At 35.9% G+C, this 12,951-nt stretch carries 13 protein-coding genes; all 13 read left to right on the forward strand.

The window, feature by feature from the left end; translation table 11 throughout:
• Positions 1 to 24 precede the first annotated feature (24 nt).
• Complete coding sequence (locus ACFX4W_RS00565; protein WP_280166649.1) at positions 25 to 870, forward strand: replication-relaxation family protein; 846 nt, start codon at positions 25 to 27, stop codon at positions 868 to 870.
• Positions 871 to 884: 14 nt separating this feature from the next.
• A complete protein-coding gene (locus tag ACFX4W_RS00570) occupies positions 885 to 1,100 on the forward strand; it encodes a hypothetical protein (RefSeq protein WP_377558930.1) in 216 nt (71 codons plus the stop codon).
• 12 nt (positions 1,101 to 1,112) lie between these two features.
• Positions 1,113 to 2,249, forward strand: coding sequence for a conjugal transfer protein (locus tag ACFX4W_RS00575; RefSeq protein WP_377558931.1), 1,137 nt, complete (start codon positions 1,113 to 1,115; stop codon positions 2,247 to 2,249).
• A gap of 100 nt (positions 2,250 to 2,349) precedes the next feature.
• On the forward strand, positions 2,350 to 2,541 hold the full coding sequence (locus tag ACFX4W_RS00580; protein WP_141536313.1) for a hypothetical protein: 192 nt from the start codon (positions 2,350 to 2,352) through the stop codon (positions 2,539 to 2,541).
• Positions 2,542 to 2,553: 12 nt separating this feature from the next.
• On the forward strand, positions 2,554 to 2,955 hold the full coding sequence (locus tag ACFX4W_RS00585; protein WP_057275146.1) for a hypothetical protein: 402 nt from the start codon (positions 2,554 to 2,556) through the stop codon (positions 2,953 to 2,955).
• A 20-nt stretch (positions 2,956 to 2,975) separates the two neighbouring features.
• On the forward strand, positions 2,976 to 5,519 hold the full coding sequence (locus tag ACFX4W_RS00590; protein WP_377558933.1) for an ATP-binding protein: 2,544 nt from the start codon (positions 2,976 to 2,978) through the stop codon (positions 5,517 to 5,519).
• A gap of 73 nt (positions 5,520 to 5,592) precedes the next feature.
• Positions 5,593 to 6,147 carry a hypothetical protein gene (locus ACFX4W_RS00595; protein ID WP_377558934.1) on the forward strand — a complete coding sequence of 185 codons (555 nt, stop codon included), beginning with the start codon at positions 5,593 to 5,595 and terminating at the stop codon, positions 6,145 to 6,147.
• A gap of 20 nt (positions 6,148 to 6,167) precedes the next feature.
• Positions 6,168 to 8,498, forward strand: a complete 2,331-nt coding sequence (locus ACFX4W_RS00600; RefSeq protein WP_377558936.1) for a CD3337/EF1877 family mobilome membrane protein — start codon at positions 6,168 to 6,170, stop codon at positions 8,496 to 8,498.
• Positions 8,499 to 8,512: 14 nt separating this feature from the next.
• Entirely contained in the window at positions 8,513 to 9,091 is a 579-nt protein-coding gene (locus ACFX4W_RS00605) for a hypothetical protein (RefSeq protein ID WP_377558938.1), read from the forward strand.
• The gene (locus tag ACFX4W_RS00610; protein ID WP_377558939.1) at positions 9,072 to 10,202 is read left to right on the forward strand and encodes a bifunctional lytic transglycosylase/C40 family peptidase; all 1,131 of its coding nucleotides are present in this window, start codon (positions 9,072 to 9,074) and stop codon (positions 10,200 to 10,202) included. The genes ACFX4W_RS00605 and ACFX4W_RS00610 overlap by 20 nt, the downstream gene beginning before the upstream one ends.
• A 23-nt stretch (positions 10,203 to 10,225) precedes the next feature.
• Entirely contained in the window at positions 10,226 to 10,723 is a 498-nt protein-coding gene (locus ACFX4W_RS00615; RefSeq protein ID WP_377558941.1) for a hypothetical protein, read from the forward strand.
• A gap of 150 nt (positions 10,724 to 10,873) precedes the next feature.
• Complete coding sequence (locus ACFX4W_RS00620; RefSeq protein WP_377558943.1) at positions 10,874 to 12,127, forward strand: competence protein CoiA; 1,254 nt, start codon at positions 10,874 to 10,876, stop codon at positions 12,125 to 12,127.
• 36 nt (positions 12,128 to 12,163) lie between these two features.
• Positions 12,164 to 12,754, forward strand: a complete 591-nt coding sequence (locus ACFX4W_RS00625) for a hypothetical protein (protein ID WP_377558945.1) — start codon at positions 12,164 to 12,166, stop codon at positions 12,752 to 12,754.
• Positions 12,755 to 12,951 lie beyond the last annotated feature (197 nt).

Consider the following 12,951-nt stretch of genomic DNA (forward strand, 5'->3'; position numbering starts at 1 on the left):
TAGACAAGGGAGAGGCGAAACAGAATGAAAAAATATATCACGCTGAATGAACAGGATACAGATCTATTGATCAAACTACATGACTTTATTTACATTGACTCTAATTTCATTGTTGAACATATTTTAACGAATTACGCTGATCGTAAATATGCGATGAATCGTTTGCGCCTGCTAGAAGAGTCTAAGCATATTAAGAGTTTTACCGTTCCAATGCGGGGTTATGAAAAGCCAGGTAATTTATATACGCTGGATGCTTTTGGTGTTGAAATCGTAGAAGAATTACAGGGCTTTTCAAAATGGCAAAAGAAATGGACAACGGATGTGCCCGCCTGGTACCAACACCAATTGATGTTAAATCGTTTGGTTTTATCGTATACCAAACAAGCAGAGGAACTAGGGCTTGCGGTTAAAGAATGGATTCCAGAAGCAAGAGGAACGTTCCAATATGGAAAGAGCAAATCAGAAGTCATCAAACCAGACGGGGTGCTCGTTGTCGGCGAGGCAGATAGCGAGCAAAACATTGGCTTGTTTATTGAATTAGAACGTAGTGTAGCTAAGCGACAAAACACGCTTCAAAAAATCATTCGTTACAATGCCTTTTTGAAACGAGGGAAAGAAACATTAGAAAAATATGATATTCATGTCGGTTTTGAAGAACCTGTGTTGGATTGGCGGGTCTTATTTATCGCTGGGAATGAAACCAATACGAAAAAGACGATACGCGACATTTTAAGTATTCCAGGGCAAGAACGGTCACATATTAAAATTCCTGTTTTAGCAGCTAATCTTGAAGAAACAAAAAAAGATGCATTTGGGGACCTTTATCATTATGTATTAAGTGAATCACCAGATGTAAAAAGAGGATTGTAAGGAGGGACTAGCTAGTGGTTCGCAGTTTATTTAAAACCCTTCTTTATATCGCTGGAATTTGTCTCGTAGGAAGTTTTATCCTACGGACATTCCCAGAGGCAAACGTAATTTGGGAAACGGGAAAAGATCAATTTTCCGTTTTCTATAATCAAAGCGTTGCAAGTTATGGAGTTACAGGGACGATTATTATCATAGCTATTGTAGTCTTCTTGTTTTTTGGTAAAAAGTAAGGAGGAATGACAATGAGAAAATGGCAGAAAAAAAAGAAGCCTACTCCTATCGAATCGTCACAAGGGATAAAGGAGAAGGTGAAAGATAAGGTCGGTACTTCAAAAAAGTATATGCCGAATTTGCTAAAAAAAGATGAAAAACAAAAAGAGAAAGATCAAGTCATGATCAAACGGGCGAGTATGAAACGTTCTACAGCTACAACGATTGGAAGAGTGATTATGATTGGAAGCATCGTGATTGTAGCGTTAGGCGTCTTTAGTGCCTTTCGACATAACCTGGTTCTTAGTGACTTAGAAGATCAAGTGTCAGCTCAACAACAAGATCAAAATCCTAAAAGTAATCAAAATACTCAAAATCTTTCGGCTATTGAGTACTTTACTACTCAATTTATGCGTCATTATACAAGCATCGAACCAGGAGAGGACAAACAAAAGGAACGTGAAGAAGCTTTACAGAGCTTTCTAGCAACCGGTCTAGATAAAGACGCTGGAATTGATTATGCCAATATCCCTGGTAGTCAGCGTTATGACAGTAGTGACGTGGTTTCGATTAAGCAAAAAGATGACCATATTTCAGACGTATCTATCAAGGTCAATGTGACCTCAACTAAAGAAGTGGAAAAGAAGTCAAAAGACAAAGATGGAAAAGAAAAAGTCGAGAAAAAGAATGAAGAGAAACAAGCAACTCTCTATTATTTGGTACGTGTCTATGAAGATAAAAACGGTTATAGCGTCATTGATCTACCTCAACCTTACATGCCAAAACAAAACCAACAAGTGACTGTTTCAGAAAACGAAGAAAATAAAAATACAGATGCCGTTGTCAATAATGAGGTTCAGAGTTTTTTAGAATCCTTCTTTAAAACGTATACAGCGAAAGATCGAAGCGATGAAACAAAATTCTTTTTTAAAGATTCTAGTAGAGCTCAGTCTTTAAATGGATTAATGAATTATAAATCAATGAACAATGTATCTGTCTATGAAAAGAAATCGACGAAAGGTCAGTATATTGTCAGATGTTCAGTCAAATTAGAACAGCCTGTCACGGGCATTCAAAGCAATCACAGCTACGAATTTTCTATTCAACGTGACGGCCAAGATAAATTCGAAATTTTAACCATGAAACCTGTTTCTTACGAAATTAAATAAACTCTTAGGGGGATAAGAAATGCTTACAACTTTTTTACAATCATTTATGTTGGGCGATATCAATTTGCAAGGTGTTAGTAGCCAAGGTGACACGAATGTAATGAGTGTTTTGCAGACCGTTTTTATCTGGGTAGTGCTGTTTGCGATTATTGGTTCACTGGTCATGAAAAAGTATCGCGGTGCGCTTATGGTTGTTGTGTTCGGTGGAATTATTGGTGTATTTATCTATGGCCCAAGTAACATTATTTCGTTGGGTGATTCGCTTCTAAAATTCTTCGGTCTTTCAAGCTAAGGAGGTCTATGCATGAGACGTGTTACGGGATATTGTACCAACAAGATTTTTGCCATTCCAAATATCGTGAGAGGGCTAGCAGGGGGAAGGGAAAGCATTTCGCTTCCCTTTTCTGTAACTGTTACTCAAATCATTGTCATATTCGTTTTCTTTCTCCTAAGTCTTCTTTTAGTTGTTCCTATGACCCCTTTTATTCCTAATAAAGTTGCGCGAGTGATTGTTGTTTGTGTAGCAGCACCTACATTTTTTGGTTATCTCTTAGGTTCTCAAACCAAAGAGCATATGAACATCATTCGTTATTGGCAAGTGAAGTATAAAACCTTTATGGAGCCAAAAGAGCTCTTTCGATTTGAAGAAGTCGAGCAAGCGAAAAAAATTACGTACAAACGCAAAATTCCTATTTATCGAAAATGATGTGAGGAGTGAATGTGAAAATGGATATTCAAAATGACATTGTAGCTGTTTGGCGAAATGTTGTGATTACAAGAGATAGTCGGGAACAAGGGTGGTTTAAATTTAGTGGCTTTCATACCAGTTTTGATTCAGAAGCACAATTAATGGCTCACTTTTCCGAATTGAAACGGTTGTTTAAAGAGATCAAACGAGAAATTCAATGTATCGTTGTCCCAACGCGGCAATCGATTGATGATATTCGCGAAAAATACGCATCCATGATTCGAGGTAACTTACGAGTGGTTGCCAGTTCACATATTCAATCCGTTTTTCATTATCTTAAAACAAGTGATGAACTAGGTGCGGAAGAGCGTCGCTATGAATTTTATATTGGAGTAGAACTAGGTAAAAGTACACTAGATGATGAGGCCGAGGATATGACGTATAAGGAAATGTACCAAGCTTTAAAAGATTGGCTTTCCTCTAAATTTGCGAAAATTCGCGGAGATCATCATGTGTATTTAACAGAAGATCGTTTGAGAAAAATCTCTCGTTCAAATAAAGAAGTCACGAAGTTTCTTGAAGGCTTACCTTTTTCTTTTACACCTGTAACAACGGAAGGAATGACAAAATTAATTCCGTGGATTTTCAATATAGGATTACGTTTTCCACCTAATTGGCAAAAGTGGGAAGATCGATTCACACCTATTTTTAATAAACAAGGAGAGCTCATTGCCCGTATTCAGACGGAAGATGATGTATTAAATCTTCAATTAACAGGCATTGAAAATCCTAAATCACGTCGCTATCTAACGTTGCATCAAACAGATGCGAAGGGGTATAACCATCAAACGCACGTTGCTTTCTTGCACATGGTGGGTATGCCGGAAGAAATTCATTTTCCAGAAACACGATGGTTAGAAGCCTTACGGTCATTGCCTTTTGCAGTAGGTGTTAACTTGAAAATGAGTTATCAAGACGCAGACCAACGGTTGCGGAAGCTACGTCGCAAGAAATCGAATTTGGAAGATCAAGCGAATCATTTGAACACATTCGGAGAGGATGCAGGATCAAACGTTTATCAAGGTATTTCACATGCTGAAAACATTATTGCCAATGTAGAGAAGGAACGAGAAGGTGGTTACTTGATGAGTGCTATTTTCTCAGTTAGTTCTTCTGATCGGGATGAATTAATGCAGCGTGTAAACGACTTGATTGACGAGTATGCAGGTATGGGAATTACGCTTCAAAATACGTATGGTCTACAATTGCGGAGCCTACTTGAATGCTTACCAGGTTCAAGACGCTATGTAACTGAATTTATCCAAGATGTGGACATCAATGCGGTAACAGCCAGCTTCTTTGGAAATCGACAAGAATTAGGGGATGAATACGGCTATTATGCAGGAAGGACATTAAGTGGTACGGCTGTTTATATATTGCCTGGTTTAGCTGCATCGGGTGCGGTTCTTACACAATCTCTTGTAACCGTATATACAGGAAAAACGGGTTCTGGGAAATCAATGGCTGCCAATCGAGATATTTATGAAGCCGCATTAAGTGGTGCAAAAGTGTTGTTGTTGGATCCAAAGTCAGAACGCAAGGACATCTGTAAATGGGATGAAAAATTAACTGAATTGGGAAGTGAGCTTAACTTTATTTCTTTTTCGACAAAAGATGAAGATGCAGGGAAATTAGACCCGTTTCTCTTATTTGATAACAGGGCCGAAGCTGTCGAAGTTTCCCGAGAAATAATCTATTACTTGTTAAACATTAATATTCGAAATGATAGTGCAAAAAGTTCGATTGTGACAAAGGCTGTAAAGCGTGTCGGTCAATTGGCAGAGCCTTCTATTCGATTTGTAAAGGATGAGTTACGAAATTTAGTGCAAGAAAATGACACGCTACCAGAAGAGCATCGACCAATGGCATTGGAGTTAGCTTCTATCTTAGAAGAATTCGAAGATGTGTCACTAGCCCGTTTGATTTTTGGAAAGCGTATGAATGATGAAAACGTCTTGAATTACGCGAATCAATTTAATGTACTGCAAGTTGATAATTTGCAGTTACCGAAAAAGAGCACCCCACCAGAAGAGTATACAGAAGCTAACATTGTGTCAGTAGCTATTCTGTTTAGTTTGACAGCCTACATGATGAAATTTTTACGGATGTTCCAAAATGAATTAACGGTTGTTGCGATTGATGAAGCGTGGAACTTCTTCCAAAACCCAGCAGGGGAGCGTTTGATTGATCGTTTATTCCGTGAAGGACGTTCCTTGTTCTCACCGATTTATTTAATGACTCAAAACTTAATGGATATTCCAAGCAGTATGCGAGGTCAGATTGGTACAGCATATTGTTTCCGTACAGATATACCAGAAGAGATTGAAACGATTCAAGAGTTTATGAAATTAGAAGATAGTGCAGGTCTAGAAGATATGATGCCTAAAATGCAGTCAGGTTACTGCTTGTATCGTGACTTGCATCAACGAACAGGCGTAATGCAGGTTCGTATTTTACAAGAACATCTATTTGATGCATTTGACACGTCTATAGACGTCAGAGAGCTTGCAAGTCAAATGTAAAAGTTAAACCCTTCGTTAGCAGGTAAAACGGAGGGTGAGTCTTCTAAGAGGTTTAAAGAAAAGGAGAATAAGTATGAAAAAAATAATAGCCTTTATTTCAATCATTTCCATTGCGAGTGTACTTGCAAGTTGTGGGAATAAGGAAACGAATACAGAGCCGAAGCCAAAAACATGCGAACAAATTGAACCCTGTAAAACGGCTTTACAGTATGCAACATATGTAGAGCAAGGAGCCAGTGACAAAGCATACAAAATAGAAAATAAAGATGAAAACCTTGTGAGTTATGACAGTGAAAAAGACGCAAGAAAACATGTTCTTTCAGATTATAAAGAATATCAAGATCGTCAAATTGAAAAATATGGACTGTTAGAATATGTTCTTAGTCCAAACAAGAAATACATCTATAAATTTAGATTTGAAGATTTTCGTACTGGAGAAACAAAAAACATAACAGTAGGTATTATTAAAAAACAAAATCATTATTTTGCCAATGAGTACTATAGTCCAGCAACTAAACAAGATATAACAGTAGACGGAAAAATAGCTCAACATAAAAGGTATTATTCTAGTAATTTGGATGAACAAATGAAACAAAAATTCACCCCTGATTTAATTGAGCAATATTGAGAAAAAAGGAGGAATAGATAATGAAAAACAGTCTTCATATAAAAGTAATAATGTTACTGTTTACACTATGCCTTTTATGTCCTTTCTCATCAGTCTCAGCAGCTGCACCAAACGTCATGGATGAGTTAATGCCAAAAAGTGATTTGCCACAAACTAATGCTCCTTTACTTCGGTATAATGAAGTTCCTTTGGAAAATTACGATATAGATATTTATACCAAAGATGAACAGGATAGTCATTGGTACGATTCAATCAATATATTTCAAGTCGATGAAAAACTTTATAACAATATTGCAGCTTTTCAGCAACAAATACTAAGTGGAATATGGTACGGGTATTTAGTGGTTGTTAATTTTGGCATCTTCTTAATGGAGCAAGCGTTCACTTTCGATATTATTGACAGTATGCTGTCCTATATTACAGTCTTTATTTCGGAAACAGGCGGAACATATGGAATTGGTCAATTCATGAGTTTTATGATGATTATGGTAGCTGGATGGCTTGTTTATTCATTTGCTCAAAAGAAGTATCGAGCTACGATATCAGGATTGATTGTAGCATCTTTATTATCAGCCGTCTTTACAGCGTATGTACAAAATAGTGACCAATTGCTAGGTCAGTTAAATCAGGCGCGTAACTATATTTCTGGTGCTGTTTTGACATCTTCCACTTACTCGCTAGGTGATGGAGATGAAGATGCAATAAGAAAAGAAATGATTCAAGATCGACAAGAAGATCAAGCTACGCAGAGTTACAAAGATACGTCTTCGGTACGATATGGTGTATCAAGAATAAGAAATTTAATGCATGATTTATTAATCGTAAAACCGTACTTGTTACTTGAATTTGGTACTACAAATTATGGTGTGATTGGTGGAGGGAAAGCCGATAATTCTTCGCCAGCTCAAATAAAAGCAGGTAAAGATAAAGTTAAAGAATTGTTGAGTAAGAAGCCTGGAAGTAGTAAGAGAAAAGCTATTATAAAGGAAAATGCTAAAAACTCACTTTTCTCACCAGAGCATACAAATAAACGAATTGTCTTATCTTTATTAATCTGGATTCCAGCCCTTGTCATATTAGCAATGATTGGTTATTTGGCAACATTCATTCAAATATACGGTGTAGGATTCTTGCTCACAGCCATCACAGGGGTATTCGTCTTATTTCTTAGTATCTTTCCAGCGTTTCGAAGGTTCGCAAAGCAATTTGCTGTGAAACTGTTAGGGTTTTTAGCAATGTGTGTAGGACTCACCGTTTTGTTAATTTTATTGTTTAGCTTTGTCAATATTTCCTATAAGGTAGCAAACGAGAATAACTGGGCCTATGCTCAAACGATTATTGCCGTTCTTATTATTGTGGCAGCCATATTTGCTCTTCAAAAACAGCTTTTTGGTTATAAACTTTACGATGAAAAGAAACAACAAATAAAACAAGCGTGGAGAGAAAAGGTTGATGCTATTAAGTATCAAGATCAGCAACGACAATATGCACGAATAGAGCCATTTTATTTAGGAAATAACGTACACTCACGATCTTTATCTAGTCAGCCAGGCACTACAGACGCGAGAGCTAAAGAGCATATGGAAAAAGCAATGGAAAGACAAAGTAATAAACCGACTTTACGCCGAAATAAACCCATTGATAGCAACGGAAATGTAATTGAAGACACACCAAAGCGTAATGTCATGCCTTTTAAGAGACGACAAGAAAAAGAGGGAAAAAGAAATTTATCATCTGAAAATGGTGTAATTCCAAACCCTCATAAAAAAGCAAAGGAAAATGACCCGAACTATAATCAAGCTGTATCCGATCAAATGAGCAAACAACAGCAACAAAACCAAGTCAATGCACCATTAAAAGCGCAACCTAAAAGCCCGGAACAACAAGAAGCTATGAAAAATAATCCTTCTGCTTCTGGAAATCAGAATGAACAAGTTATGAAAAAGATGCATCAACAGGAAAATCAACATCAAGCACCTTTGAAAGCACAGCCGCAACAAGAGTCAAGTTCTTCTCGATCAAGTAAAGTTATTGAGCAAATGAGAAGACAAGAAGCGCGTTCAGAAAGCCAACAAGCACCAATCCACAATTCTAGACGTTTAGTTCCAGCTAATGGAGAAATTTCAACTAAACAATTCAATCAAGAGCAAGCACCGTTAAGAGCGCAACCAAGACCACCACAAACTGAAAAAACAAATCAGCAATTTCATAAGCAAATGAGACAACAACAGGTACAGAAAGAGGTACAACAAGGTAAAGAACAGGCTTCTGCTGCTAATGAATCAAATAATGGACATATAGACCGTTCTAAAGAGATTGAACAAATGAGACGACAATCTCGACAAGAATAAAGGAGGTTCTTTTCATGAGTGTTCAGCAAAAGAAAATGCTGGTATTCCTAAGTGTCATTGTCTTCTTGGGCATTATGATTAGTTCCTTTATTTCAAAGGAAAAGCCTGCTTCTTCCCCACAAGAGGAGAAGCAAGCTCCTTCTTCTGAATCTGTTCAAGAAGATAAAGAAGCAATGATTGAAGGCAAGGAAAATCTATACGACCAGGCCCAACGAAATACAAAAGAGGATTTACAGAGTACAAAAGAAATAGCAATAGAGTTTGTCAGATCCTTTGCTAGTTTTAACGGTAAAAAAACTTCAGAACATATTGAAAAAGCAAAGCCTTATATGTCAGATGAAATGTATCAAAACTATAAAAATCAAAAAGAACGTGGAACGTTAACCTATGATAAAGTCGTGCCAGAAACCCTTCAAACAACGGAGGTTTCAAATGATGATCCAGAAGTTATTCAATGGAATGTCGTTATGCAAGGGAAGGTCTATGATGTGAAAGGAAATGCACAACCAGAGGAAGATTGGTATTTAGTTACACTCAAAAAACAAGATAATGGATATAAGGTGGTGGGGGTTCGTGTCAACTTACCGAATTAAGCCAATCCATAAGTTAAATCATTCTGCCAAACGAAAGTCTAAGATATTACTAGCTATTATTGCAGCCTTATTAGCATTGGGAGTTGTCATAAGTGCTATGGCCATGGTTAGTATATTTGGTATCCTTCTTCCAGATCAAGAAGAGGTAACAGAGATTGACGGTGTAGGGGTAAATATCGGGGATATTCAAATATCGAAAATTGGGGAAGGGCAAATACCAAAAGAATACATTCCAATTTATAAAGCAGCAGGAGAAAAATACAATATCCCTTGGACACTCATTGCCGCGATTCATCGCGTTGAAACGCATTTTGGTCAAGATTTAAATGTTTCTAGTGCGGGCGCTTTGGGTCACACTCAATTTATGTCAAAAACATGGGTAGGATGGAGTTATCCAGGTGGAACGAGGTTAGGGAATGCAAGTATTCCAAAAGACGTTTTAGAGAGTCCAGCAGCCATTAAAAAGTATGGGGGATTCGGCGTTGATGGCGATAATGATGGTCGGGCTGATCCTTGGAATGTTGTTGATAGTATGTATTCAACAGCAAACTATCTAGCTGCCAATGGTGGAGCTTCTGGAAATTATCAAAAAGCTGTTTTTATGTATAACCATGCTAGTTGGTACGTATCACGAGTTATGGGATTTATGAAAGAATACACAAATGGTTCTGTTGAGGCCGTTTCTATTAAAGGGGGTTCCGCCAAAGGTTCAGCAGCCATTGAAAAGGCAATTCAAGTTGGTTCTTCCATAGTTGGAAAAAGCCCATATGTATGGGGTGGTGGAAGAAATCAAAGTGATATTGCTGCAAGGAAATTTGATTGCAGTTCTTATGTAAGATGGGCATATAGTTCAGCTGGTGTAGATTTAGGACCAGTAAGTGCTACTACAACAGATACATTAATCAAGCGCGGTAAAGTTGTAAAAGCAAGTGAAATGAAGCGTGGAGACGTCATTTTCTTTGATACTTATAAGATTAATGGCCACGTTGGGATCTACCTGGGAGATGGAAAGTTTCTTAATGACAGTAGTTCACAAGGGGTTTCTGTGGGTGATTTAAACAATACGTATTGGAAGGCAAAGTTTAACGGAAATGTTCGACGTGTAGCTTAGTTTTTTAAAAGGGGGATGAGTACATGGAAAGAGAACAAGTAGAAGAGATAAAGACAACTTTAGTAAGGAATATAAAAACATTTTGGAGCGATCATTGGCTGCCTATCACTGCTTTTGTTGTTTTAATCGTATCGTGTCAGTTATTTAATTTGACCCATAGTGGATTCTTTTATCCTCTTATGTTTGTTTCTGGATGGATAGTGGTTATGTTTGCATTGAAACTTAAGAGTGAAAGCTCTCTCTTCTCCTCTAAAAAGTCAACTAAAAACATGCAGCAGGATTCTTCTTATGAAATGTATACGGTATTACGTGTTTATACAAATGACTCAAACTTTCAAGAATACATGCAAAATCAAGAGTATTTCCATAGTCAACATGTTCAAATGGAAAACAGAGTCATTGACCAAAATCAAGATATTGAATCGCAAATTATGTTTATTCGAAAACCAGAGTTTGCTTTTTGTTATCACATATTAATGGATAGAAAAAATGAAATGTATTTTATCAGTGAATATGTGTAAAAAGAGATCCATTCTCTTAAATAAATAGAAAATATGGGGTTGCTGAGAAGCGCTGAGACTAAATTACATTTCAGTTTACGTGTAATAAACCATTCGTTGCATATTTAAGGCTTCTCATGACATATATTTAAGTGTGTAGGAGGTAAGGAAATGCTACAGAGGGCTATAACTAGAGACGAATTAAGCATCTATATATGGCAGGATACATCTTTATATAAAGGAAGACTGTACTGTCCCCATTGTAAATCTAAAGTAACAGCTAGAAAAGGTAAATTGAAAGCGCACCATTTTGCTCATGATTCATTAAAAGAATGTCCTTATAGCAATAAAGAAAGTGCAGAACACCTAGGAATGAAGAAAAATTTGTTTAATTCGCTCACTAAAAGATATTCTGCGGTTCACATAGAGTTAGAGAAATCAGTAGTTCCGAACAGGATTGCAGATATGATTATACATGGCGAAAAGGATCTGATTGTAGAATTTCAGGCTTCTCCAATAAAGTTTAGTGAAATACAAAGTAGAACTAAAGATTACAACAAAGGTAATTATCCAATACTATGGATTTTTCATGTTAGTCGATTTAGTAATGCTAAAGGTACGGGAGCCTTCCCAGAAGAGGCCAGTGTCCCATATGAGTTGCTTATGATGGCTAAATTAGAATCACTTTTTATAATGAATAATGAAGGTGTTATTAAAAGATGTGTAATTGGTAAAAAAAGAACTAAAACAAGATATTTTTTGAAGTTTTTTAACGTGAATATAGAAGCTAAGAATGTATTTAAATTTAATGAAGTGTTTCAATGGCAAAACAATGACTGGATATATTTATGTCAACTTGGTAAAGATTCGATCTATAGTAAAAAAAATTTATATTATGGTTATTGGCTTTTAAGGAATACCAATATTACTGATAATAAATTTAATAAAGATAAAGTAGAATCCCTTATTGCTAGAAAAAAAGAAGCCCTTCCTTTAAAAACATTTGCTGTTATTAAACGAATAAAATGGTATAACACACATGCTGAGTTTTATTTGTTTGTACGGCCTGAGCAAGGCCTAAACTCTACAAAGGATTTTATTATAATGAAGGAGAGTTTAGATTCGAAGGAAGTCTTAGAAATCTTTGGGAAATTTGAAGCTTTATCGCAGTTCAGGCCCCTGGAAATGGAGTTTAAAGAAGTTGCTGCTAGTATTGAAGCAATAGATTTAGAAGAGAAAAATAAGGAAAAGCAGAATGTTTATGAGAACAAGAGTATTGACTCTGGGTCAAATATAGAAAATCAATATCAAAGTAATGTTATGACAAATGAAACTATGAATAATAAAATTAATAAAAATTTAAAGAAGAATAAAAGGAACTTTCTTCTGGACTTTTGGGGGAAATTTAAAAAAATGATCCGTTAGCATTTTGAAGAATTTCTACTTATAGGGGGTGTGTTTATGATAGGTAATATCTATTTAATTCGGAATGGAAATAAAAAAGTAGTTCCTGCTCTTTGTCTACAGAAGGAGGAACAAATAATGATAATGGGACAAATTAGAACAGCAAATGAAGTTGATATTTTTAATACCCAGACTAGAAATGAAATGGAAAGGTACAACCGAGGAAGGAAAGAAAAAGATCAAATTAAAATTCGGAAGAAGTATGAGGTTAACACTGTTTATATAGATCAGCCCAATGGGCTAAAATCCAAGTCTGTAGTTATGGTTAATAAATTACATCAAATAAAACTGCATCAAATAGTTAAACATATTGCTCAAGTACCTAATGAAATTGTTATTGAATGTGTTAACTTATTAGATTATGTGAAACATATATCAGAATTAAAAAATGAATTACGTATATTAAAGAAAAAAGCTCAACTTGCACAAATTAATAATGAGAGATATCAAGATTATGAAAAAAGAATTGAACAAATAATTGAACAAATTGGATATAGAAATGTTAAATCACGAAGTGAAAGACCCTTCCTTAATTATAGGGAAGTTCCTAACAGTGGATATATTAAAGTTTATAAAGGAGGACGCTAATTGATATTCCTTTGAAATTGAATGCATGTAGCAGGTCCATCTTATATAGATATAGATGATCTTCTACATGCTGTTCCTTATTAGAGCTAGATAAATGTATTGATATTTTAGAACCTATTAATGAATGTGAGTTTATAGGTGGCTAAAAGTTTATATATTATTTTGTTCGAAAAATTCATTGTATATTACATATAAGG

This window comes from Priestia sp. YIM B13489, assembly GCF_042787645.1.
In the GTDB taxonomy this organism is placed as follows: Bacteria; Bacillota; Bacilli; order Bacillales; family Bacillaceae_H; genus Priestia; species Priestia megaterium.

Coding starts and splice junctions, on each gene's coding strand:
- ACFX4W_RS00575 (WP_377558931.1), top strand. CDS start 1,113: ATGAGAAAATGGCAGAAAAAAAAGAAGCCTACTCCTATCGAATCGTCA.
- ACFX4W_RS00625 (WP_377558945.1), top strand. CDS start 12,164: ATGATAGGTAATATCTATTTAATTCGGAATGGAAATAAAAAAGTAGTT.
- ACFX4W_RS00565 (WP_280166649.1), top strand. CDS start 25: ATGAAAAAATATATCACGCTGAATGAACAGGATACAGATCTATTGATC.
- ACFX4W_RS00615 (WP_377558941.1), top strand. CDS start 10,226: ATGGAAAGAGAACAAGTAGAAGAGATAAAGACAACTTTAGTAAGGAAT.
- ACFX4W_RS00600 (WP_377558936.1), top strand. CDS start 6,168: ATGAAAAACAGTCTTCATATAAAAGTAATAATGTTACTGTTTACACTA.
- ACFX4W_RS00605 (WP_377558938.1), top strand. CDS start 8,513: ATGAGTGTTCAGCAAAAGAAAATGCTGGTATTCCTAAGTGTCATTGTC.
- ACFX4W_RS00620 (WP_377558943.1), top strand. CDS start 10,874: ATGCTACAGAGGGCTATAACTAGAGACGAATTAAGCATCTATATATGG.
- ACFX4W_RS00595 (WP_377558934.1), top strand. CDS start 5,593: ATGAAAAAAATAATAGCCTTTATTTCAATCATTTCCATTGCGAGTGTA.
- ACFX4W_RS00590 (WP_377558933.1), top strand. CDS start 2,976: ATGGATATTCAAAATGACATTGTAGCTGTTTGGCGAAATGTTGTGATT.
- ACFX4W_RS00580 (WP_141536313.1), top strand. CDS start 2,350: ATGAGTGTTTTGCAGACCGTTTTTATCTGGGTAGTGCTGTTTGCGATT.
- ACFX4W_RS00585 (WP_057275146.1), top strand. CDS start 2,554: ATGAGACGTGTTACGGGATATTGTACCAACAAGATTTTTGCCATTCCA.